At 75.4% G+C, this 21,714-nt stretch carries 22 protein-coding genes; 11 read left to right on the forward strand and 11 right to left on the reverse strand.

Going from position 1 to position 21,714, the window contains the following annotated elements; translation table 11 throughout:
- Positions 1-2 precede the first annotated feature (2 nt).
- Complete coding sequence (locus tag VGL20_16100; GenBank protein ID HEY2705204.1) at positions 3-1,214, reverse strand: VTT domain-containing protein; 1,212 nt, start codon at positions 1,212-1,214, stop codon at positions 3-5.
- A gap of 172 nt (positions 1,215-1,386) precedes the next feature.
- Between VGL20_16100 and VGL20_16105 the strand changes: the two genes are divergently transcribed.
- Entirely contained in the window at positions 1,387-1,566 is a 180-nt protein-coding gene (locus VGL20_16105; GenBank protein ID HEY2705205.1) for a CsbD family protein, read from the forward strand.
- Positions 1,567-1,625: 59 nt separating this feature from the next.
- Here the strand turns inward: VGL20_16105 and VGL20_16110 are convergent, their stop codons facing one another.
- From VGL20_16110 to VGL20_16135, 6 genes are all read right to left on the reverse strand, one after another.
- A complete protein-coding gene (locus VGL20_16110; GenBank protein ID HEY2705206.1) occupies positions 1,626-2,300 on the reverse strand; it encodes a Rieske (2Fe-2S) protein in 675 nt (224 codons plus the stop codon).
- Positions 2,297-2,848, reverse strand: coding sequence for a sigma-70 family RNA polymerase sigma factor (locus tag VGL20_16115; protein ID HEY2705207.1), 552 nt, complete (start codon positions 2,846-2,848; stop codon positions 2,297-2,299). The genes VGL20_16110 and VGL20_16115 overlap by 4 nt, the downstream gene beginning before the upstream one ends.
- Positions 2,849-2,890: 42 nt before the next feature.
- A complete protein-coding gene (locus VGL20_16120) occupies positions 2,891-3,787 on the reverse strand; it encodes a hypothetical protein (GenBank protein HEY2705208.1) in 897 nt (298 codons plus the stop codon).
- A complete protein-coding gene (locus VGL20_16125; protein HEY2705209.1) occupies positions 3,784-4,656 on the reverse strand; it encodes a hypothetical protein in 873 nt (290 codons plus the stop codon). The genes VGL20_16120 and VGL20_16125 overlap by 4 nt, the downstream gene beginning before the upstream one ends.
- Before the next feature lie 45 nt (positions 4,657-4,701).
- The gene (locus VGL20_16130) at positions 4,702-5,403 is read right to left on the reverse strand and encodes a hypothetical protein (protein ID HEY2705210.1); all 702 of its coding nucleotides are present in this window, start codon (positions 5,401-5,403) and stop codon (positions 4,702-4,704) included.
- 104 nt (positions 5,404-5,507) lie between these two features.
- Positions 5,508-6,305 (reverse strand): enoyl-CoA hydratase, encoded by a 798-nt coding sequence (locus VGL20_16135; GenBank protein HEY2705211.1) that lies wholly within the window; start codon positions 6,303-6,305, stop codon positions 5,508-5,510.
- Between the two features lie 164 nt (positions 6,306-6,469).
- Here VGL20_16135 and VGL20_16140 point away from each other — a divergent pair, with 164 nt between their 5' ends.
- A complete protein-coding gene (locus tag VGL20_16140; protein ID HEY2705212.1) occupies positions 6,470-6,619 on the forward strand; it encodes a hypothetical protein in 150 nt (49 codons plus the stop codon).
- A gap of 123 nt (positions 6,620-6,742) precedes the next feature.
- Complete coding sequence (gene cynS / locus VGL20_16145; GenBank protein ID HEY2705213.1) at positions 6,743-7,186, forward strand: cyanase; 444 nt, start codon at positions 6,743-6,745, stop codon at positions 7,184-7,186.
- Here cynS and VGL20_16150 read toward each other — a convergent pair.
- Positions 7,171-7,431, reverse strand: a complete 261-nt coding sequence (locus VGL20_16150) for a DUF167 domain-containing protein (protein ID HEY2705214.1) — start codon at positions 7,429-7,431, stop codon at positions 7,171-7,173. The two genes, cynS and VGL20_16150, sit on opposite strands and share 16 nt — an antisense overlap.
- Before the next feature lie 134 nt (positions 7,432-7,565).
- Here VGL20_16150 and VGL20_16155 point away from each other — a divergent pair, with 134 nt between their 5' ends.
- Entirely contained in the window at positions 7,566-9,761 is a 2,196-nt protein-coding gene (locus VGL20_16155) for a C39 family peptidase (protein HEY2705215.1), read from the forward strand.
- A 20-nt stretch (positions 9,762-9,781) separates the two neighbouring features.
- On the opposite strand, the gene VGL20_16160 is transcribed toward VGL20_16155, so the two are convergent.
- Genes VGL20_16160 through VGL20_16170 form a run of 3 tightly spaced genes read right to left on the reverse strand, consistent with a single transcriptional unit; the run spans position 9,782 to position 12,616 of the window.
- Positions 9,782-10,318, reverse strand: coding sequence for a UGSC family (seleno)protein (locus VGL20_16160; GenBank protein HEY2705216.1), 537 nt, complete (start codon positions 10,316-10,318; stop codon positions 9,782-9,784).
- The gene (locus tag VGL20_16165; protein ID HEY2705217.1) at positions 10,309-11,793 is read right to left on the reverse strand and encodes a thioredoxin; all 1,485 of its coding nucleotides are present in this window, start codon (positions 11,791-11,793) and stop codon (positions 10,309-10,311) included. The genes VGL20_16160 and VGL20_16165 overlap by 10 nt, the downstream gene beginning before the upstream one ends.
- Positions 11,794-11,815: 22 nt before the next feature.
- Entirely contained in the window at positions 11,816-12,616 is an 801-nt protein-coding gene (locus VGL20_16170) for a mycofactocin-coupled SDR family oxidoreductase (GenBank protein HEY2705218.1), read from the reverse strand.
- Between the two features lie 53 nt (positions 12,617-12,669).
- Here VGL20_16170 and VGL20_16175 point away from each other — a divergent pair, with 53 nt between their 5' ends.
- From VGL20_16175 to VGL20_16205, 7 genes are all read left to right on the forward strand, one after another.
- Positions 12,670-14,310, forward strand: a complete 1,641-nt coding sequence (locus VGL20_16175; GenBank protein ID HEY2705219.1) for an AMP-binding protein — start codon at positions 12,670-12,672, stop codon at positions 14,308-14,310.
- Complete coding sequence (locus tag VGL20_16180; protein ID HEY2705220.1) at positions 14,307-16,301, forward strand: FAD-dependent oxidoreductase; 1,995 nt, start codon at positions 14,307-14,309, stop codon at positions 16,299-16,301. The genes VGL20_16175 and VGL20_16180 overlap by 4 nt, the downstream gene beginning before the upstream one ends.
- Positions 16,302-16,615: 314 nt before the next feature.
- Positions 16,616-17,110, forward strand: coding sequence for a ParB/RepB/Spo0J family partition protein (locus VGL20_16185; GenBank protein HEY2705221.1), 495 nt, complete (start codon positions 16,616-16,618; stop codon positions 17,108-17,110).
- Between the two features lie 88 nt (positions 17,111-17,198).
- The gene (locus tag VGL20_16190; protein HEY2705222.1) at positions 17,199-19,127 is read left to right on the forward strand and encodes a mycofactocin system FadH/OYE family oxidoreductase 2; all 1,929 of its coding nucleotides are present in this window, start codon (positions 17,199-17,201) and stop codon (positions 19,125-19,127) included.
- The gene (locus VGL20_16195) at positions 19,124-20,125 is read left to right on the forward strand and encodes an electron transfer flavoprotein subunit alpha/FixB family protein (GenBank protein ID HEY2705223.1); all 1,002 of its coding nucleotides are present in this window, start codon (positions 19,124-19,126) and stop codon (positions 20,123-20,125) included. Before VGL20_16190 ends, VGL20_16195 begins: the two co-directional genes overlap by 4 nt.
- Positions 20,122-21,435, forward strand: a complete 1,314-nt coding sequence (locus VGL20_16200; protein ID HEY2705224.1) for an FAD-dependent oxidoreductase — start codon at positions 20,122-20,124, stop codon at positions 21,433-21,435. The genes VGL20_16195 and VGL20_16200 overlap by 4 nt, the downstream gene beginning before the upstream one ends.
- A complete protein-coding gene (locus VGL20_16205; protein HEY2705225.1) occupies positions 21,429-21,713 on the forward strand; it encodes a 4Fe-4S dicluster domain-containing protein in 285 nt (94 codons plus the stop codon). Before VGL20_16200 ends, VGL20_16205 begins: the two co-directional genes overlap by 7 nt.
- Position 21,714 lies beyond the last annotated feature (1 nt).

Consider the following 21,714-nt stretch of genomic DNA (forward strand, 5'->3'; position numbering starts at 1 on the left):
CTCTAGCCGGAGGGTGTCAGCGCGGGCCGGTCGACCGCCGCCGCCAGGGTGAGCAGGCCGAGCACCGCGTCGCGGGGGCTCCCATCCGGCACCGCGTATCGGACCTCGCCTCGGCCCGCCTCGGTGGGCACCACCAGCTGAGCACGCCAGAGCTGGCCGAGGTGGTAGACGACCTCGGAGACGGGCAGCCCGGTCTCGCGGGCCAGCTCGGCGCTGCTCCGCTCGCCGGCGAGCAGGTGGCGGAGCAGGCGCAGCCGGCTGACGTCGGCGACCAGGCGCAGCAGGGTGGCGGCGTGGAGCAGGTCGCCGTCCGCGGCGGGAAGGTCGCCGATGGCCGGGGTGGGCGATGCCGGCCCGCGGTGGCGGCGGGCGATGTAGGTGGTGCGCAGCAGGGCCTCGCCGGCGGTGGCGCCGGTGCCGCGGCGGGTGATCACCAGGTAGAAGATGCCGATCCCGGTGGCGACCACGAGGGCGTCCGCCCAGCCCGCGATCAAACCGGCGCCGACCAGGCGGCGGACCAGGGCCACCACCCCCGAGAGCATGCTGGCGACGAGGCCCAGGTCGACGGCGAGGGCGAGCACCAGCCGCACCCCGTCGGGCATGCGCACCAGGGCGCCGCGGTCGCCCGCCGGCACCCGCCGGATGGCGATGAAGCTGCCCAATCCGATGGCGACGAGGATCGCCCCCTGCACCGCCAGCTTCTGCACCTCGCCGAGGAAGTGCTCGACGGGGATGCCGACCACCGCTCCGAGCACGACGAAGACGCCCACCCAGGCCACCGTCGGGGGCACCACCCCGAGCAGGAAGGTGCGCCGCTCGACCCCGGCGGCGCCGGCGACCAGCGACGTGTAGATGCGCAGCCCGGGGATGAGGCGGGAGACGGCGATCGCCCTCGGCCCCGCGGAGCGGATCCGCCCCGACACCCGGGCGAGGTTCTCTGCCTGCCGAAGGCGCCGGGCGAGGGTGGTGAGGCCGTGCTCGCCGACCAGCCGGGCCCAGCTGTAGCCCACCATCGAGCCCGCCAGCGAGGCGGCGATGGCGAGGGGCACGAACACCACCGGGTCGAGGCCGCCGGCGGCGATCAGCAGCCCACCGGCCATGAGCACCAGCTCGCCGGGGGCGAAGGGGATGGGGATCCCCGCCTCCTCCGCGAACAGCAGGCTGCACAGGAGGACGATGGCGACGACACCGTGGAGCCCCTGCAGGTAGCTCACGGAGGGCTGCCCGGTGCGTTCACTGCCACCACCATACAGCGAAGCCGGCCGCCTCACAGCCGGGGGGGCGATGGCGAGATGTGTTACTGAGACGCTATCATGCTTTCTATCATCAAGCATCAGCTCCTGCGGGATGCGCACCGCGCCTCGCAGCCAGAGCGGAGGAGATCCCATGGCCGGAGAGATCGACCAGGCGACCGGAAAGGTCAAGGAGGTCGCCGGGCGCGCGACCGGCGACCCCGACCTCGAGGCCGAGGGCAAGGCCGAGAACGTCAAGGGCCATGTCAAGGATGCCGCGGAGAGCGTCAAGGACGCCGCCAGGAGCATCAAGGACAAGCTGACCGGACACTGACCTGACCCGGCGGCGGGCGGCCGGTCCGGCCGCCCCGCCGCGCGATCCCCTGGCGATGGCTAGACGACGTGCACCTCGACCTGGCCATCGCGGATCCGGACGGGAATGCGCGGCAGCGGCCGCAGCGGCTGGGGCTGCTCGTGGTACAGCACCTCGCCACCGAGCCCGAAGGCGGCGCGGTGGCAGGGGCAGTCGAGCCGGCCGGCGTTCTGGTCGAGCTGCAGGATGCAGCCCAGGTGGGTGCACACCGCCGAGAGCGCGAGAAGGTCGCCGCCGCCGCGGTGGACCACCACCCCCTCCACCCGGCCGGTGGAGAAGCGCGCCGCCCGGCCCACGGGCAGGGCGTCGAGGGCCACCACGGCGTGCCAGCGGCCGCCGTCGACCGCCAGCTCCTCCGGCTCGCCGGGGCTGCCCGGGGGGTGGTCGACGGCGAGCCGGTCGACCACCACGCCGGTGGCCGCCGCCGCCGCCGCCAGGCCCCCGGCGCGGAGCAGGCCGCGGCGGCTGAGCCGCCCTCCGGCGGGGACATCGCCGCCGGCGTGCTCGCGCAGCCGGGCCTCCAGCCGCTCGACGAAGCGGGGGTCGGGCAGCCCCGCCTGGGGGCGCGCGGCCGAGAGCTCGATCGCGGCGGCGAGCGCCTCGAGGTCGTCGGCGTCCTGCCGGCCCCGGGGTGGCCGGCGGTTGCGGAGCAGCGCGTCGACGTAGGCGGCGACGCGCCGGACCCGGCGGCTCACGGCGCCACCTCGTGTTCGAGCTCGGCGGCGCGCCGCAGCGCGCGGTACTGCACCACCTTGGCATTGCCCACGCTGATGCCCATGCGCGCCGCCGCCTCGCGCAGCGAGCAGCCGGAGAGGAAGCGCAGCTCGAGGATGGTGCGATGGTTGGCGGGAAGGGCGCTCAGCAGCCGGCGCACCCGGCGCACCCGCTCCGTGGCGGTCGCCTCACCGGCGTCGCCGCCCTCTCCGGGGGCGGCGGCGGTCTCCTCGTCGAGGGTGGTGAGCTCGACCCCCATGCGCCGGCGCCAGTGGTCGGCGAGCACGGTGCGCGCCGTCGCCAGCAGGTAGCGGTGCACCTCGCCGCCCGAGGCCCCGGGGCGGAGGTGGGGGAGAGCGCCGAGGAACACCTGCGAGGTGAGGTCCTCGGCGTCGGGCTGGTTGCCCACCCTCGAGTACATGAGGCGGTAGATGCTGACGATGTTGTCGCGGTACACCGCCTCCCAGTCGGGCGGGGCCATGCCGTCGACGATACCGAGGCGCAGCGGCCGAACGTCAGACGGGGTCACGCCCACCCATACGCGCCCGGTTACACCCGGTCCACCGGCGGCTCAGCCGTTGAGCGCGATGTCGACCGCGGGCACCTTCCCGGCCAGGGTGCCGTCGGCGGCGGAGGCGAGGTCGGCCACCGTCACCGGGCCCTCGAAGCGGTCGGAGATCACCCCGTCGGCGTTGACGAAGTAGATCCAGGGATCGGTGGCCAGGCCGAAGGCGGTGAACCCGGGGTTGTCCTTCGCGCCCTCGTCGGGGCCGGCGGGGAAGTGGTCCTCGACGTGCTCGACGAGGACGCGGTCGCCGTACCGCTGGGCGAACTGCTGGAGGATCTGCACGGTGGGGCCGCAGGTGCGCGACTTGCAGAAGCCGGGCTCACCGAAGTACAGGACCATCGGCCGGTGCTTGGCGAGGCCGTCGGCGACGGTGGCGTTGTGCCAGCTGTCGGGCGGGTTGCCGCTGTCGACCTGGGCGATGGTGACCCCGGGGTCGCCGAGGATCGGCTGGCGCACCGCCGGCGCGTGGGCGCCGATGCTCAGGCCCGGGCCCTTGTCGCTCACCCGCACCGAGATGGTGCCGCCACCGGTGCGGCCGCCGGGCAGGATGGCGGAGACCAGCAGCCGGTAGACCCCGACCTGGGGGAAGTTCGCGGTGCCGGTGTAGACGGGGATGCCGCCGTACTCGGGGCCGATGTCGCGCAGGGGGCGGTGCTCGTCGACGCCGCCAATGCCCTGGACCACCATCGAGACCTGGGCGCCGGCGACCGGCTTGCCCGCCTTGTCGAGCAGGGCGAGGCCGATGCGGTCGGTGCCGGTGAGCAGCTCGGTGATGGTGGGCTGCACCACCAGGCTCACCGGGCCGTCGGTCGCCGGGGTGGCGGGGGGACCGCCGCCCGCGTCCTCGCCGCAGCCGGCCAGGAGCGCGGCGAGCAGCGCGGTGACCGCCCAGCGCCTCACCGGGCCGCCGCCGAGGGCCGGGTCAGCCCGATCGGGTTGGGGAAGGGCAGCCCGCCGCCCTCGAGGATGCGATCGCCGAGCCCGGCGATCAGGGTCTCGAAGCGCTCGCAGCCGGCCGCGCCCAGCGCCTCGGCGGGGCCGCCGGCGAGCCGGTCGGTGCTCTCCTCCACCCGCCGGCGGGCGTCGGCACCCGCCTCGGTGAGGCGGCCGTCCGCGTCCAGCCAGCCGCGCTCTTGCAGCGCCGCCGCCGCCGCCGCCCACTCCTCCTCGGACCAGCCCCGGAAGCCGCGCAGCTGCTCGGCGTCGATGACCCCGGTGCCGGCGAGGGTGAGGTTGGCGGCGCAGCCGTCGAGACCCTCGGAGACGAGGGTGGCGACGTGGCCGTCGAAGCGGTGCTCGCGGAGCAGGGTGCACGCGTGCCAGAGGGCGAGATGGGGCTCCTCGGGCCAGGGCAGCGCGGCGTGGGCGGCGTACAGCGGCCGCCCGGCGAGAGCGCACCCCTCCACCGCCCGGCGGCCCAGACCGGCCGCCTCGACCACCGCCTCCGAGTCCGCGGCATCGCCGAGAAGGCGGCGCAGCGCGGAGCCGGCGACGGCGGTGCGGGCCTCCAGCACCCGCTCCGGGGAGGAGAGGCGCCAGGCGTCGGGGATGGCGCGGGCCGCCATCGCGGGGTGGAACACGTAGAACGTCGCGGTCACCACCTCGGCCGGCACCGGCCCCATCGGTGCCGAGCGCGAGGCGAAGTAGCCCATCCAGCCGCCGCGGAGCCCCGCCGCGCCGTACTGATCACGCCCCTCGGGCGCGAAGTAGACGACGGCGTGAATGGGCTCGAAGCGCCGCCACAGCGCACGCAGGCCGGCCGGTTGCATCCGCGAGATGATACGCGGCGGTTCGCCGCGGACCGCCTCCCCCGATCAGCCGTCCCGGCGGCGCTGCCGCCGTCCCAGCCCGACCAGCGCCGCTCCGAGGGCGCCGAGGAGCAGGGCCAGTCCCCAGGGCGGCGCCCCGCCGGTGCTGGGGGTCGCCACCTGCGGCCCCGCCGGCGCCGCCACCGCGGGCGCGGCCGGGGCGGGGACGAGAGCCGGCAGCAGCGGGCTGACGGCGCTCTGGACCGGCGCCACCGCCACCGGCCGGGGGGCGGCCGGAGCCGGGGCGGCGGCGGCGGCGACCGGCGGGGCGGCCGCCACCGCGCGGCCCGCCGGTGCACCCACCGCGGTCACGGTCACGGTGCCGCTGAGCACGGCGAGGCCGCCGGCCACGAAGGAGTAGTTGTAGGTGCCCGGTCGCAGGAAGGTCCCGCCGGACTCCGAGCCGGCGCCGAGCGAGGAGCTGGCAGGGCCGGCGTCGGGTCCGGTCCCCGGGCCCGTCCCCGGGCAGGTGGCCGGGCTGCAGCGGCTGATCACCAGGGGCACGCCGGTCAGGTTGTGCCAGAGCACGGTGGCCCCCGCGGGAACGGTGAGGGTGCTGGGGCTGATGCAGTAGGCAGCGGCGCCGCACGCGCTCCCCGACCGGATCTCCACCTGGGGGCCGCTCGCAGCCGCCCCGACGGTCGCGGGCAGCGCCGCGGCCACCATCATCCCCAGTGCTCCCAGCACACGCACGACATCTCGCCGCATGGAGTCTCTCCCTCAGACCCCCCCCTCACGGCGGACCGGTCCGCCAGTTCATACCACAGTTGGGGGCGTCTGACATCCCCCCATCCGACCGGACGGGCAGCGGGTCAGCGCCCCCGCCACACCGGCGGGCGCTTCTCGAGGAAGGCGCAGATCCCCTCCTGCCCGTCGGCGTCGGTGGCGTTCCGGGACATCACCTCGCGGGTGTGCTCGTAGGCGGCGTCCTGGGTCATCTCGATCTGCTCGTAGAACGCGTGCTTGCCCAGCCCGACCACGTGGTGGCTGGCGGCGGCGACCTGGGTCGCCAGCGCCGTCGTCTCCTCGCGCAGCCGCTCGGCGGGCACCACCCGGTTGACCAGGCCGTGGCGCAGCGCCTCCTCGGCACCGACCGGCTCGCCGGTCAGCAGCATCTCCAGCGCCTTCTTGCGGCCCACGGCACGGCTCAGCGCCACCATCGGCGTCGAGCAGAAGAGGCCGATGCGCACCCCGGGGGTGGCGAAGCGGGCGGTGTCGGCGGCGACCGCCAGGTCGCAGGTGGCCACCAGCTGGCAGCCGGCCGCGGTGGCGATGCCGTGCACCTCGGCGATGACCGGCTGGGGGATGCCCTGGATCGTCTCCATCAGGGTGGTGCAGACCGCGAAGAGGTGCCGGAACTCGTCGAGCTCGCGGTCGACCATCTCACCGAGGTCGTGCCCGGCGCAGAAGGCGGGTCCGGCCCCGCGGAGCACCACCGCGCCGATGTCGGAGCGGCTCCCGATGCCCCGGAGGGCGTCGACGAGCTCCTCCATGTGCGCCACCGAGAGAGCGTTGCGCCGCTCCGGACGGTTCATGGTGACCACGGCGACGGGGCCGCCGTCCTCGAGCAGCAGGTGCTGGTACCGCCGGCCTGCGGCGACGTCGGTCATGGCCTCGAGCCTCCCATTCAGGGTGATCTCCCCGCTCCCCCCATCGTAGGTCTCCGGGATCTATTCTTTCCATCGGGGCGGTGTGAGGCATGTGGCGGCGAGGTCCAGGCATGGGTTTCCGGCTCGGCTTGCGTCAGCGGTCACGCGCGGACCGGCCTGACCTCATGGTCACCCGCTACCGCTCCCGGGAGGAGTACGAGCGCGACGTCCGGCGCATGCTCGCCGACGGCTGGCGGATGAGCGGCTGGCAGCGGCTCGACGCCGCCGCGGGCCCCGACGTCATCATCGCCACCTGGGTCCGCCAGGAGCTCTGAGGGCTTGGGCGCGGGCTCCGAGCGCCGGTGGCGCGGGATTGGCCACCGCGCTCAAGGCCACCGTCGGGGGGGCGTCCGTACCATCGGACGGTCGATCGAGCGAGCACTCCTGGAGGGAGAGACATGGAGCGCGAGGAGGCGACCGAGATCATCGTCGACGCCCGCCTGCGCCAGGGCAAGACCTGGTCGGAGCTGGCCGACGTGGCGGGACGCAGCAAGGTGTGGACGACGTCGGCGCTGCTGGGGCAGCAGGCGATGCCACGGGACGTCGCCGAGAGGGTGGGCGCGGCCCTCGACCTCGACGACGAGGTGGTCAGCGCGCTGCAGCGCTCGCCCTCCAAGGGGGCGCTCGGCGACGTCATCCCCACCGACCCGCTGCTCTACCGCTTCTACGAGATCGTCCAGGTCTACGGGACGACCCTGAAGGAGCTGATCCACGAGGACTTCGGCGATGGGATCATGTCGGCGATCGACTTCGAGATGGAGATGGAGCGCCTGCCCGACCCCAAGGGCGACCGGGTCAAGCTGACCCTGCACGGCAAGTTCCTGCCCTACCGGATCTGGTAGCCCTCGGCGGCCGCGGGCAGCGGGGGATCGCCGTCGACCTCGACCAGCTTGGTGCGGGAGCGGGTACCGGCGCGCAGCCGGACCCGCGCCGGCGGCACCTCGAGCCAGCGCGCCACCGCCAGGACCACGGCGCGGTTGGCCTGTCCCTCGGCGGCAGCGGCGGTCAGCCAGAGGTGGAGGCGCTCGCCGTCCCATCTCACCCGCTCGCGGGAGGCGCCGGGGTGGGCGCGCACGCTCAGGACCATCCGGCGACGATAGACCGGTGCAACCGGGCAGTGCTGGCCGGCTGAGCCCGGTCGCCGGGTGACGGTGACTCGAAGCTGTGGTGAGCCGGTCACGGCTCGCGGCGGGCCGGTGGCGGCGGGTGAGACTGCCGGTCGTGCGCACCTCTCCACCCGGATGGCGCCGCGGCCGCCGCCTGCTCGCGATCGCGACGGTGCTGGCCGCGATGACCTCCCTCCGCCCCGACCCCGGGCTCGCCGCCACCGCCCCGGTGGCGCCCGTCGCCGCCGTCCACGGAGGCGCGGTGCTCGACGGCTTCGGCGGCCTGCATCCCTTCGGCGGGCTCGCCCTGAACACCAGCGGGTCCACCTACTGGAACGGCTGGGACATCGCCCGCTCGCTCGCCCTCCGCGCCGACGGCTCCGGCGGCTGGGTGCTCGACGGCTTCGGCGGCATCCATCCCTTCGGCGCCGCCGCCCCGGTGAGCGGCGCCCCCTACTGGTCGGGGTGGGACATCGCCCGGGCCGTGGTGGTCACCTCCACCGACGCCGCCGGCGTCGCCGACGGCCGCCAGGGCTACGTCCTCGACGGCTTCGGCGGCGTGCACCCCTGGGGCGGCGCCCCGGTCATCGGCGCCCCTCCGTACACCGCCGGGCAGGACCGGGCCCGTGGCCTGGAGATCCACCACGACGCCCTCGGCGTGCCCGACGGCGGCTGGGTGCTCGACGCCGCCGGCACCGTCCACGCCTTCGGGGCGGCGCCGCCGCCCGCCGCCGCACCCTCGCCCGCGGCGCCGGTGTGGCAGGCGCTCCACGCCAGCGGCGCGGCCCTGTACGCGGTGCCCCGCTGGGGGGTGGTGAGCACCCTTGGACCCGGCATCTCGCCCTTCTGGGACGGCTACGCCGACTGGGGGTCGTGGGACATCCTCCGCGACCTCGTGCTGGTCGGCGCCCCCAACCCGCTGACCGTCGCCCAGCCGGTGAGCAGCGCCGCGAGCGCCACCCTGGGCTGGGCGAGCCGGTCCCACGGCGGCGCGACCCTGGACGGCTACGGCGGCCTGCATCCCTTCGGCGGGCTCCCCCTCGACACCACCGGCGCCCCGTACTGGCGGGGCTGGGACATCGCCCGCTCGCTGGCGCTGCGCGACGACGGCTCCGGGGGCTGGGTGCTCGACGGCTACGGCGGCGTCCACGCGTTCGGGCGCGCCGGCCCGGTGAGCGCCCCCGCCTACTGGGGCGGGTGGGACATCGCCCGCGCCCTGGTGGTCACCTCGCGCGGCGCCGACGGCCTCGCCGACGGCCGCCAGGGGTACGTGCTCGACGGCTACGGCGGCCTCCACCCCTGGGGCGGCGCGCCGAACCTGACCTCGTCCGTCTACTGGAGCGGCTGGGACGTCGCCCGCGGCCTCGAGATCCACCTCGACGCCGGCGGCCGGCCCGACGGCGGCTGGGTGCTCGACGCCTTCGGCGGCATCCATCCCTTCGGCGCCGCCCCGGCGCTGGCCTCACCCGCCGACTACCTGTCCGGCCGCGACCTCGCCCTGAAGCTGCACCTCGCCGGCGGCACCGCCTACGTGGTGCGGCGCTTCGGCGGCATCAGCGCCCCCGCGTCGCTGGCCCCGAGCTGGGGGGGCTACACCGACTGGGGGGCGTGGGACATCCTCCGCGACACCGTGCTCATCAACCCCGGAGACCCGCGGCCGGTGCCGCAGCCGGTCAGCCCGGCGGCGGCGGTCGCCTACCGCACCCAGGCCGACCGGTACACGATGTGGGTCCCGGCGGTGCAGCAGGCCTACGCCCTCGACTGCGAGGCCGCCGCCCTGACCGCCGCGCTCGCCGCCCGCGGCGTCACCGTGACCCAGGAGTGGGTGCTCGCCCAGATCGGCGCCGACTCCCGCCAGCCCCAGCTCGACGCCAGCCGCCGCATCCTCCGCTGGGGCAACCCGAACCTCACCTTCGTCGGCGACGTCAACGGCTCCGAGCCCCGCGACACCGGCTACGGCGTCTACCAGGCGCCGATCGCCGCCGCCGCCCGCGCCGCGGGCCGCCCCGCCATCGGGGCCCGCGGCTGGGACCCCTGGGCGCTGCTCGACGAGGTCGCCAGGGGCCACCCGGCGGTGATCTGGGTGGACACCACCTTCACCCCGGTGACGATGCACCAGTGGACCGCCTGGGACGGCAGCACCGTCGACTACTCGATCGGCGAGCACGCCGTGACCGTCGTCGGGGTCGACGCCGTGGCCGGGACCATGACCCTGCTGGATGTTGCGCACGCCCAGCTGCGGACGTTCACCATCGCGCAGTTCGTCGGGTTCTTCGCGAGCTTCGGGAACATGGCGGTGGTGGTGAGCTGACCCCGGCGATGACGCCGCCGCTACCGGCGCAGCGCCGCCAGCACCTCGTCGGCCACGGCGACCGCCAGCTCGCGCATCTCGTCGTCGGTGCGGTCCTGGATGGGATGGGGGACGAAGACCCGGCGGATCGCCGGCTGGCCGAGGTTCCGGGCCTCGGCGTCGGCGACCTCGCGGAAGACGCTGGAGGCCACCAGCACCGCGGGCCGGCCCAGCCCCTCGAAGGAGACCACGTCGTGCAGACCGCACGACACGCACGAGCCTCAATCGGCGAGGGCTTCGACCAGCGCGTCGCAGCGCTCGGCGATCTCGCGGCGGAGGTCGGCGGGCGCGGGGCGGGTGAAGGTGGGCTTGGCGGTGCGCTCCACCAGGAAGCCGCGATCGCTCAGCAGCCGCTCGAGCTCGTCGAGGAAGACGTCGCCGCGCGGCTTGCGGATGTCGAGCAGCGCGATCCGCAGCCCGGGGGCACCGTCGATCGGCGCCGCCAGGGGACGGTCGCCGCTCTCGCGCTCGGCGGTGGGGTCGAGCAGCTCCAGGCCGCCGCCGGAGGTCAGGTCCATGGCTCCACGCTCCTCGTCACCGGGGTCGAGCCGATCTCGCCCGACGCCCACATCCCGTACACCATGCTGAAGAGGCCGGCGCTGCCGCCGGCGTGGACCAGTCCGATCCGGTCGGGGCCGGCGAACTTGGTGATGGGGCCGTCGGGGTTGCCCCCGAAGACGGCGGGGTCGAGGCCCTCGGGCGACCCGCCGGCACCGCGGAGCATGTCGCCGATCCGCGAGGTGGTGCGGCGCATCAGCTCCTCGCGGGTCCGGGCCCGGTCCCAGCCGGCCTCGCGCAGGATGCGCCCGTGCTCCGGCCCGATCACCAGCAGCGCGTCCCAGATGAACAGCTGCTTGGGGTGGGCCACCGATTGCAGCGCGAGGGCGAGGCTGGCGCACAGGCCCTCGGGGTCACGGGCGATCTGGTCGAGGATCAGCCGGGGCGCCTCGGCGGCGTAGAGGGTCACCGTGGTCTCGCCGGCGTCGAAGCCGCGGTCGGCGGACAGGGGCTCCCAGGGCGAGCCCTCCTGCAGCTCGGCGAAGCAGGCGCCGACCTTGCCCGGCTGGCCGTGGGCGGAGCGGTCCTCGAGCTGGGGGCGGCCGCCGCCGATGTTGCGCACCACCAGCTGGAGGCTCCTGCCGATGCCGAGGTTGGCCCGGTTGCCCTGACCCAGGCAGTTGCCCCGGGCGTTCATCCCCACCCGCTCGGTGAGCGGACCGCTGGCCACCACCAGCGGCCCCGCCGGATGGGTGGTGGCGAGCAGCCCGTGCATGCTGAAGCGCTCCTCGCAGGCGGCGTCGACGGCGGCGAGGACGAAGGGCAGATGCTCGGGCCGGCAGCCGGCCATCACCGCGTTGACCGCCACCTTCTCGACGGTGGCGGTGCCGCCGTAGGGGGGCACCACCCCGACCACGTCCTGGGGGTCGCGACGGGTGCCCTCGAGCATCGCGACCACCCGCTCGGGGGTGGGCGGCACCACCGGCAGCCCATCGGTGACGCCGCGCTCGAACAGGGCCTCGTGGGGGTCCTCGTGGGCGCCGATGATCAGCGACCGCGAGCGCAGCCGGCCCTCGGCCCTGGCCGCGCGCACCGCGAGGGCGGCGGCGATCCGCGGGTCGCGGGTGCGGCTGGCGCAGCCGGGGCGATGGGCGGGGAGGCCGTCGAGGTGGAGCGCGAACCCCGCCTCGGCGGCGAGCCCGGCGATGCGGTCTCGGGCCAGGCCCTCGACCCGCCCGTGCTCCTCGCCGCCGTCGAGCAGCAGCACCGTGGGCACCGCGTCGGGGTCGAAGCGGGCGCTCAGCTCCAACCCCTCGTCGAGCTCCACGGGGGAGACGAGCCGGAGCCGCTCCCACAGTGCCGCGGTGTCGCCGCCGTCCGACTGCGAGACGATGCGCAGGGGGGCGCCGTCCGCCGCCGCCGCGTCGAGGGCGGGGAGCAGCTCGACGCACACCGGGCAGTCGTGCTTGATGATGGCGACCAGCTCTCGGGCCACCCGAGGATTATGGTCCCGACGCCTAGCGGAGCAGCGTTCCCGCATCGACGGGCAGCACCGCGCCGGTGACGTGGCGGGCGGCGTCGGAGCAGAGCCAGACCACCGCGGCGCTGACGTCCTCGGGCTCGACCAGGTCGACGGGGAGGGCGGCGGTCAGGCTGTGGGCGAGGTGGGGATCGGCCTCCATCACCCCCTGCATCTGCGGATTCGTGCCCATGGGCGTGCGCACGCCGCCGGGGGCGACGCAGTTCACCCGGATGCGATGGGCCGCCAGCTCGAGGGCCAGCGACCGGGCCAGCCCGATGCAGCCGTGCTTGGCGGCCGCGTAGTGCGCCATCCCGCTCAGCCCCTTGAGCGCCGCCGTCGAGGTGGCGATCACGATGGCGCCGCCCTCGCCGCCGGCGAGCATCGCCGGCACCGCCGCCCGGCAGGTCCGCCACACCCCGGTGAGGTTGACCCCGACCACCTCGTCCCACTGCGCGTCGCTCAGCTCCCAGGCGGCGCCGTAGCTGATCACCCCGGCGTTGGCGACCACGGTGTCGAGCCGGCCGAGGCGTGCGACGGCGCGCTCGACCAGCTCCGCCAGGGCGGCGCCGTCGCGGACGTCCAGCACCGCGGAGACGCAGCGGCGCCCCTCCGCCTCCACCAGCAGCGCCGTCCCGGCGAGCTCCTCGGCGGTGCCCAGCGGGTAGGGGACGGTGGCGAGCGGCGCGGCCAGGTCGCACACCGCGACGTCGGCGCCGGCGCGGGCGAGAGCGACCGCGTGGGAGCGCCCCTGGCCCCGGGCGGCGCCGGTCACCAGAGCGACCCTGCCCTCCAGCATGCTCACTCCTGAGACGATACGTGGGCCGATGCCACCGAGAGGAGGATTCCCGCATGCCCGCGCCCTCGTATGTCCACGGAGCTCACCCGGTGCCGCTGCTGGGGGAGACGATCGGCGAGAACCTGCGCCGCACCGTGCAGCGGTTCGCCGACCGTGAGGCGCTGGTGGTGCGCGAGCAGGGCTACCGGGCCACCTACGGCGAGCTCTGGGAGCAGGTGGGCGAGGCCGCCCGTGGGCTGATGGCCCGCGGGGTGGGCCGCGGCGACCGGGTCGGCATCTGGTCGCCCAACCGCAGCGAGTGGGTGGTGGTCCAGTACGCCACCGCGCGGATCGGCGCCATCCTCGTGAACATCAACCCCGCCTACCGCACCGCCGAGCTCGAGTACGCGCTCAACCAGTCCGGGGTGAGCTTCCTGATCCTCGCCCGCGCCTTCCGCCAGGCCGACTACGCGGGCATGCTCGGCCAGGTCCGCGGCAGCTGCCCGGAGCTGCGCGAGGCGCTGGTGCTCGAGGACGGCTGGGAGGCGCTGCTCCGCGACTCGGACCGGGTCTCCGAGGCGCGGCTGGCCGAGCGCGAGGCGGGGCTGCAGTTCGACGACCCCATCAACATCCAGTACACGTCGGGCACCACCGGTTTCCCCAAGGGCGCGACCCTGTCGCACCACAGCATCCTCAACAACGGCTTCTTCATCGGCGAGGCGCTGCGCTACACCGAGGCCGACCGGGTCTGCATCCCGGTGCCCTTCTACCACTGCTTCGGCATGGTGCTCGGCAACCTGGCCTGCACCACCCACGGCAGCACCATGGTGATCCCCGGCGAGGCCTACGACCCGGTGGCGGTGATGGAGACGGTCCAGGCGGAGCGCTGCACCTCGCTCTACGGGGTGCCGACGATGTTCATCGGCGAGCTCGACCACCCCCGCTTCTCCGAGTTCGACTTCTCCTCGCTGCGCACCGGGATCATGGCCGGCTCGCCCTGCCCCGTCGAGGTGATGAAGCGGGTGCAGTCGACGATGTCCATGACCGAGGTCACGATCGCCTACGGGATGACCGAGACCTCGCCGGTCTCCACCCAGAGCGCCACCGACGACCCGCTGGAGAAGCGGGTCTCCACGGTCGGCCGGATCCACCCCCACGTCGAGATCAAGGTGGTCGACCCCGAGACCGGCGCGGTCGTGCCCCGGGGCGAGCGCGGCGAGCTCTGCACCCGCGGCTACAACGTGATGCTCGGCTACTGGAACAACGAGGAGGCCACCCGGGCGGCGATCGACGCCGGCCGCTGGATGCACACCGGCGACCTGGCGGTGATGGACGACGACGGCTACCTGAACATCGTCGGCCGGATCAAGGACATGATCATCCGGGGCGGCGAGAACATCTATCCGCGGGAGATCGAGGAGTTCCTCTACGGCCATCCCGACGTCGCCGACGTCCAGGTGATCGGCGTCCCCAGCGAGCGGTACGGCGAGGAGGTGATGGCCTGGGTGAAGCTGCGCGAGGGCGCGGCGATCACCGGCGATCAGCTCACCGAGCACTGCCGCGGGAAGATCGCCGGCTTCAAGATCCCCCGCTACTGGAAGTTCGTCGACGAGTTCCCGATGACCGTCACCGGCAAGATCCAGAAGTTCCGGATGCGCGAGGCCGCGGTCGAGGAGCTGGGGCTGGAGGCGGCGGCGGGGGTGCGCACCGCGTGACCGCCACCGGCGGGGGCCCCGTGGCGCCGCCGTCGGTCACCCCGGACCTCGGCCCGCTCCTCGAGCCGCTGCGCCTCGGTGGCCACACCGCGCCCTCGCGGGTGGCCTTCACCGCGCACACCACCAACCTCGCCGAGGGCGGGCTGCCCGGGCCGGGCCACGCCGCGTACTACGCGCGCCGGGCCCGGGGCGGCGCCGGGCTGATCGTCGCCGAGGAGGTGTGCGTCCACCCCAGCGACCACCCCCTCGATCGCTCGATGCGCGGCCACGACCCGGCGATCGTGCCCGCCTACGCGGCGCTCGCCGCGGTGGTGCGCCCCCACGGGTCGTTGCTCTGCGTGCAGCTCAACCACAGCGGCATGCAGGGCTCGGGGCATCCGCGACGGCAGGCGGTGTGGGCGCCGTCGGCGGTGCCCAACCCCTCCACGATGGAGATGCCCAAGGTGATGGAGGCGGAGGACATCGCCGCCCTCGTCGAGGGCTTCGCCGGGTGCGCCCGGCTGGCGATGGCCGGCGGGCTCCACGGGGTGGAGGTCAACGCGGGCCAGCACTCGCTGCTCCGCCAGTTCCTCTCGCCCCTCACCAACCAGCGCGGCGATGGCTACGGCGGCGGTCTGGAGGGCAGGGCGCGGCTGCTCCGCGAGGTGCTCGCGGCGGTGCGCGACGCCGTCGGGCCGGCCGGGCTGGTGGGCCTGCGCCTCTGCGCCGACGAGTTCGCCCCCTGGGCGGGGATCACCCCCGATCAGGCCCCGGAGATCGCCGCCCACCTGCTCGCCCCCGGCGGCGTCGACTGGGTGAGCGTGGTGGTCGGCTCGATCTACAGCATCCATGCCACCCGGGCGGCGATGCACACCCCGCCCGGCTACGCCCTCGACGTGGCCCGGGCGGTCCGGGCGGTGGCCGGGGGGGTGCCCGTGCTCGCCACCGGCAGCCTGGTCGACCCCGCCCCCGCGGCCGCCGCGATCGCCTCCGGGGCGGCCGACGGAGTGGAGATGACCAGGGCGCTGATCGCCGATCCCGACCTCGTCGCCCGGGTCCGCGAGGGCGGTGCCGGCCGGGTGCGTCCCTGTATCCGCTGCAACCAGGACTGCGTGGTCCGCACCGCCCAGAACGCGGTGGTGAGCTGCATCCACAACCCCGAGGCGGGCCACGAGGCCGCGTTCCCCGCGCCCGCCCCGGCGGCCCACCCCCGCCGGGTGCTGGTGGTCGGCGGCGGACCCGCCGGGATGGAGGCGGCCCGGCTGGCGGCGCTCCGCGGCCACCGGGTCACCCTGCTGGAGCGCTCCCCGCGGCTCGGCGGCACCCCCGCCCTGGTCGCCACCGCGCCGCTGCGGGCCCCGATGGCCGAGGTCGCCGCCTGGCTCGCCGCCCGGCTCGACGAGCTCGGCGTCGAGATGCGGCTCGGGGTCGAGGCCACCGTCGAGGGCGTGCTCGACGCCGGCGCCGCCGTGGTGGTGCTCGCCACCGGCGGGCGGATGCGCCCCGTCGAGGGCCCCGAGGCGGCCGCCGGCGCCGTGGTGGGGGTGCGCGACGTGCTCCGTGGCAGGCTCCCGGGCAGCGGCCGGGTGGCGGTCATCGACCGCGAGGGCGGCCAGCCCGCGATCGACGCCGCCGAGGCCGCCGCCGCCGCCGGGCGGCCCGTGGTGATCGTCAGCGAGGACGCCTTCGTCTCCAGCCGGCTCGGGCTCACCGGCGAGTTCGCCCCCTGGTACCGCCGCGCCGCCGCCCTCGGCATCGAGCTGATCCCCCAGTCGGTGGTGGTGGCCGCCGCCCCCGGAGAGCTGACCCTGCGGCACCGCTTCGGCGACGGGACCCGCCGGCTGGAGGGCGTCGGCGCGGTGGTGGTCGCCGACCACGAGCTCGCCGACGACGCCCTCCACCGCGGGCTCAGCGGCCGGGTCGCCGAGCTGCACCGCGCCGGCGACTGCATCGCCCCCCGCCGCGTCCTCCACGCGGTCCTCGAGGGCAACCGGGTCGGCCGCGCGGTCTGACAGTCGGGGCGGCCCCCTCGCTTGGAATCCCAAGCAGGATGCTGCCCACGCTGCATAGGGCAGCTGCACACTCCTTCCGAAGCTGGAGGAGGAGGTCTGCCAGTCCCCTGCCCATGGCTCGGGCAGTCGCCTGCGAAGGCTCGGCCCAGCGCATGCTGCCCAGGACTGTGGGCGCCCAGCCTGGGGATGAGTGGAAAAACCTGTGGAATCAGTGGGTTACTGCAGTCCGGAGTCGTGGATTTCCACGATCCGGGGGGCGATGATGGAAGCGGCGGCGAAGGGCGGTGAAGGGCGTGTGAGGGGGAAGGGTTCCGGTGGATGAGCAGAGTCGGTCCACGGAAAGGGTCGAGGAGCTGGAGGTCGACGCCGTCCACGACCGCCGCTGGCGGCCGGGCGCCGGCGTCGCCGATCCCGGTTATGCGGCGCTGCGGCACAGCATCGCGGAGCTGGGGCTGATCCGCCCGCTGCTGGTGCGGCCCCGCCCCGAGGGCGGCTACGAGCTGGTCCGGGGCGCGCGGCGGCTGCGGGCGATCCGCGAGCTCGGCGGCGGCACGGTGATGGCGGTGGTCCGCGAGCTCGGCGACCGCGAGGCGCTGGTCGGCGGCGCCTGGCCGGCGCTGATGCGCTCGGGGTGCAGCGAGGACGAGGCCGCCGAGCTCCGCGAGCAGCTGGTCGCCGCCGGCAGCTCCGCCTCGGAGGCGGTGGCGCTCACCGCGGTGCTGGGCTTCGACCCCGCCCCCGCGGAGGCGGCGGCGGTGGTGCTGCAGGGGCGGCCGGCGTGGGCCTGGAGCCCCGCCGCGAGCGCATAGTCCATAGTCCTCGCCGGCGGCGTCAGCATCAGGGTCAGGCGGAGGGCGAGGCATCCGGCACCCCCAGTTCCCCTACCTCTTCTCGCCGCTGCGCCTCGGCTCCACGGTGGTGCCCAACCGGATCGTCTTCAGCGCCCACCTGACCAACCTCGCCGAGGCCAACCGGGTGGGCCCGCGCCTGATCGCCTACTACGAGGAGCGAGCCGCCGGCGGGGTGGGGCTGATCATCACCGAGGAGCAGTCGGTGCACCCCACCGACCACCCCTACGAGCGGCTGATCAAGGCGTTCGACGAGCGGGTCGTCGACGGCTACCGGCGGCTGACCGCCGCCGTCCACCGCCACGGCGTCCCGGTGCTCGCCCAGATCAACCACAACGGTGGCCAGGCGGCCTCGACCTACACCCGGCTGCCCCTCTGGGCGCCGTCCCCGATCGCAGACCCGCTCTTCCGCGAGGTGCCGATGGAGATGGGCGGCGCGGAGATCGACGAGGTGGTGCGCAGCTACGCCCGGGTGGCGGTGCACTGCCGGGAGGGCGGCTTCGATGGGGTCGAGCTCCAGGCCTCGCACAGCTCGATGCTCCGCCAGTTCCTGTCGCCCGCCTCCAACCGCCGCGACGACGCCTACGGGGGCACCACCGAGCGGCGGGCCCGGCTGGTCCGCGAGATCCTCGAGGCGATCCGCGCCGCGGTGGGCCGTGACTGGACCGTGGGGGTGCGCATCCCCGCCGACGAGTTCGTCGACGGGGGCATGACCCTGACCCACGCGCTCGCGACCGCCCGGCTGCTCGACGCCGACGGGCTCGTCGACTACTTCAACACCTCGATCGGCACCGCCACCCACTCCCTCTTCATGGTCGAGGGGTCGATGCACGTGCCCCCCGGCTACCAGCTCTTCGCCTCGGCGGCGCTGCGCGAGGTCACCGACCTGCCCGTGGTCGGGGTGGGACGGATCAAGGACCCGGTCCAGGCCGAGCAGGCGCTCGCCGCCGGCGCCTGCGACCTGGTGGGGATGGTGCGCCAGCAGATCGCCGACCCCGAGACCGCGCTGAAGGCCCGCGAGGGACGGGTGGAGGAGATCCGCCTCTGCATCTCGTGCAACCAGGAGTGCATCGGTCGCGAGGGGCTCAACCTCGACCTCGGCTGCATCGAGAACCCCGCCACCGGCCACGAGCAGACCCTCTCCCCGACCCGGCTCGGCCGGACCGCGCGGCCCCGGCGGGTGCTGGTGGTCGGAGGCGGGCCGGCGGGGATGGAGTGCGCCGCGGTCGCCGCCCGGCGCGGCCACCGGGTCACCCTCTGCGAGCGCGAGGACGAGCTCGGCGGCCAGGTGCGCCTGGCGGTGCGGGTGCCCAACCGCTCCGAGTTCGGCGACCTCACCCGGAACCTGGCCACCGCCCTGCGTCACAGCGGCGCCGAGGTGCGCACCGGCACCACCGTCAGCGTCGAGGAGGTCGCCGCCGGCGGCTGGGACGCGGTGGTGTGCTGCACCGGGTCGGTGCCCGCGCCGCCGCGCTTCGCAGGCGCCGGCGATGCCTCGCTGCTCAGCGTCCGGGCGGTGATGGAGGGCGCCGAGGTGGGCGAGCGGGTGGCGGTGCTCGACATGGTCGGCTTCCACCAGGCCACCAGCACCGTCGAGCTGCTCGCCGAGCGCGGCGCCCGGGTCGAGGTGTTCACCACCTCGCTCACCGTGGGCCAGGACCTCGGGCTCACCCTCGACTGGGAGAACTGGCACCGCCGGGTGCTCGCCCGCGGGGTGACCCTGACCACCAGCGTCGCCCCGCTCGGCATCGAGGGCGGGACGCTGAGCGCGGTCCACGCCTACTCCGGCGAGATGCTCTCCTTCGGCCCGTTCGACAGCGTGGTGGTCGCCGACCACGGCCGCGCCGACGACGACCTCTACCACGCGCTGCGGGTGGCGGCGGCGGCGCCGGAGGTGCTCCGCGCCGGTGACTGCGTCGCCCCGCGCCGGGCGGGCAACGCCATCGTCGAGGGCCACCGGGTGGCGCGGGCGCTGTGACGCGCGGGGGAGACGCCGTCTGGGTCTGGGCCGAGCACCGCGACGGCGAGCTGAGCGAGGCGACCTGGGAGGTGCTCGCCGAGGGCCGCGAGCTCGCCGCCGCCCTCGGCGGGGCGCTCGTCATCGCCGGCGCCGGCCTGCCCGAGCCGCTGCCGCTGGCCGCCCTCGGCGGCGCCGGGGTGGCCCGGGTGCACCTCGCCGGGGCGCCGCCGCCCGGCGCCGAGGCCGGGGCGGGTGCCGCCGTCCTCGCCGCCCTCGCCGCCGCCGAGGGCGCACCGGCGGCGCTGCTGGTGCCGGCGACCGGCTCGGGCTCGGCGCTGGCGTCGCGGGCGGCGATCCGCCTCGGCGCCGCCTGCCTCGACGACTGCCTCGGCGTGACCGCCGCCGGCGGCGGCCTGCGGGGGCTGCGCTGGGCCTGCGACGACCGCCTCCACGAGGAGTGGCTGGTCACCGGGCGGCCGCTGGTGGCGACGCTGCGCCCGCAGACCCGGGGCCGTCCCGACCCCGCCGGCGGGCCCGAGCCGGAGCTGATTCGCCACCCCGCCGCCGAGCTGCCGCCGCGGGTGCGCCATCTCGGCGAGCTGCCCGGCGACCCCGGCACCGTCCCGCTCGCCGAGGCCGCCCGGATCGTCGCCGCCGGCCTCGGCGCCGGCGGCCGGGACGCGCTGGCGGCGGTGGAGGAGCTGGCCCGGCTGCTCGGCGCCTCGGTCGGCGCCACCCGACCGCTCGCCGACCGCGGCTGGGTGCCCTTCGAGCGGCAGATCGGCACCACCGGGCAGGTGGTGAGCCCCCGCCTCTATCTCGCCCTCGGCATCTCGGGCGCCCTCCAGCACCTCTCCGGCATCATCGGCGCCGAGACCATGGTGGCGGTGAACATCGACCGCAGCTGCCCGATGATGGCCCGGGCCACCCTCGCCGTCGCGGGCGACGTGGCCGAGGTCCTCCCCCTGCTGCTCGCCCGGCTGCGCGAGCGCGCCGGCGCCGGGGCGGCCTCGTGACCACCGGCTTCGACGCCGTCGTCGCCGGCGCCGGCCCCGCCGGCAGCGCCGCCGCCCTCGCCCTCGCCCGGGCGGGGCGCAGCGTGCTGCTGCTCGAGCGCGGCGAGTTCCCGGGCAGCAAGAACGTCTCCGGCGCCGCGGTCTACAGCCCCGACGTGCTCGAGGCGCTGGTGCCCCGCTTCTGGGAGTCCGCCCCGGTCGAGCGCGTCCTCACCCGCCGGGTGATCTGCGTCACCTCCGAGGAGTCGTCGGTGGCCCTCGACTTCAGCAGCCGGCGCTTCGCCAGCCCGCCGTACAACGCCTTCAGCGTGCTCCGGCCCCGCTTCGACCGCTGGCTCGCCGACCAGGCGGTGGCGGCGGGCGCGGTGCTGCTCTGCTCCACCGTCGCCGACGAGGTGCTCCGCGACGGCGCCGGGCGGGTGCGCGGGGTGCGGGTGCGGCGCGAGGGTGGCGAGATCGCGGCGCCGGTGGTGATCGCCGCCGACGGGGTCAACTCCTTCCTCGCCCGGGGCGCCGGGCTGCAGCGCGAGCTCACCGGACACGACCTCTCCCTGGGGGTGAAGGAGGTGATCGCCCTCGACCGCCACACCCTCGAGGAGCGCTTCCAGCTGGAGGGCGACCAGGGCGTCACCTACGAGTTCCTCGGCTCGGTGACCGGCGGCGTGGCGGGGGGGAGCTTCCTCTACACCAACCGCGAGTCGCTCTCGCTGGGGGTGATCGTGGAGATCGCCTCGCTCGCCGAGCACCGGGTGCGCCCCCACGAGCTGCTGGAGCGGTTCAGGGCCCATCCCACGGTGGCCCCGCTGGTGCGCGGCGGCCGGCTGGTGGAGTACTCGGCGCACATGGTCCCGGAGGCGGGGCAGCGGATGCTCGCCACCCTCGCCGGCGACGGCATCCTGGTCGCCGGCGACGCCGCCGGGCTCTGCTTCGCCACCGGCCTGTACCTCGAGGGGATCAACTACGCGATCGCCTCCGGCCGGGCCGCGGGCGAGGCCGCCGCCGATGCGCTCGCCGCCGGCGACACCTCCGCGGCCGGGCTGGCCGGCTACCGGCGCCGGCTGGAGGAGCGCGGCGTGCTCCCCGACTTCCGTCGCTTCCGGCTCGCCCCCCGCTTCGTGATGGGTGAGCGGATCCACGGCCTCTACCCCGGGATCGTCACCGGGATCGCCGAGCGGGTGCTGCGCTCCGAGGGCGGCCGCCCCAAGCAGAAGCTGCTCCCCGCGGTGACCGGCGAGCTGCGCCGCGCCGGGGTGCCGCTGCGCCGGGTGCTGCGCGACCTCTGGGAGGGGGGACGGGCCTTCGGATGGTGAGCACGACGCTGGCGGAGAGGATGACCACGGTGCGGTTCCGCCCCGACCACGAGCCCCACATCGTCGTCGACGGCGACATCTGCCGCGACTGCTCGCTGCACACCTGCGTCTACGTCTGCCCCGCCGACCTCTTCACCCTGCTCAGCGACGGCTCGATCCTCTTCAACCACGAGCAGTGCTTCGAGTGCGGCACCTGCTACATCGCCTGCAACCGCGAGGGGGCGATCAGCTGGCGGTACCCCGGGGGCGGGCGCGGCGTCACCTTCCGGGACTCCTAGG

The organism is Candidatus Dormiibacterota bacterium, assembly GCA_036495095.1.
Classification (GTDB): Bacteria; Chloroflexota; Dormibacteria; order Aeolococcales; family Aeolococcaceae; genus CF-96.

Coding starts and splice junctions, on each gene's coding strand:
- VGL20_16105 (HEY2705205.1), top strand. CDS start 1,387: ATGGCCGGAGAGATCGACCAGGCGACCGGAAAGGTCAAGGAGGTCGCC.
- VGL20_16125 (HEY2705209.1), bottom strand. CDS start 4,656: ATGCAACCGGCCGGCCTGCGTGCGCTGTGGCGGCGCTTCGAGCCCATT.
- VGL20_16130 (HEY2705210.1), bottom strand. CDS start 5,403: ATGCGGCGAGATGTCGTGCGTGTGCTGGGAGCACTGGGGATGATGGTG.
- VGL20_16135 (HEY2705211.1), bottom strand. CDS start 6,305: ATGACCGACGTCGCCGCAGGCCGGCGGTACCAGCACCTGCTGCTCGAG.
- VGL20_16140 (HEY2705212.1), top strand. CDS start 6,470: ATGGTCACCCGCTACCGCTCCCGGGAGGAGTACGAGCGCGACGTCCGG.
- cynS (HEY2705213.1), top strand. CDS start 6,743: ATGGAGCGCGAGGAGGCGACCGAGATCATCGTCGACGCCCGCCTGCGC.
- VGL20_16150 (HEY2705214.1), bottom strand. CDS start 7,431: ATGGTCCTGAGCGTGCGCGCCCACCCCGGCGCCTCCCGCGAGCGGGTG.
- VGL20_16170 (HEY2705218.1), bottom strand. CDS start 12,616: ATGCTGGAGGGCAGGGTCGCTCTGGTGACCGGCGCCGCCCGGGGCCAG.
- VGL20_16175 (HEY2705219.1), top strand. CDS start 12,670: ATGCCCGCGCCCTCGTATGTCCACGGAGCTCACCCGGTGCCGCTGCTG.
- VGL20_16205 (HEY2705225.1), top strand. CDS start 21,429: ATGGTGAGCACGACGCTGGCGGAGAGGATGACCACGGTGCGGTTCCGC.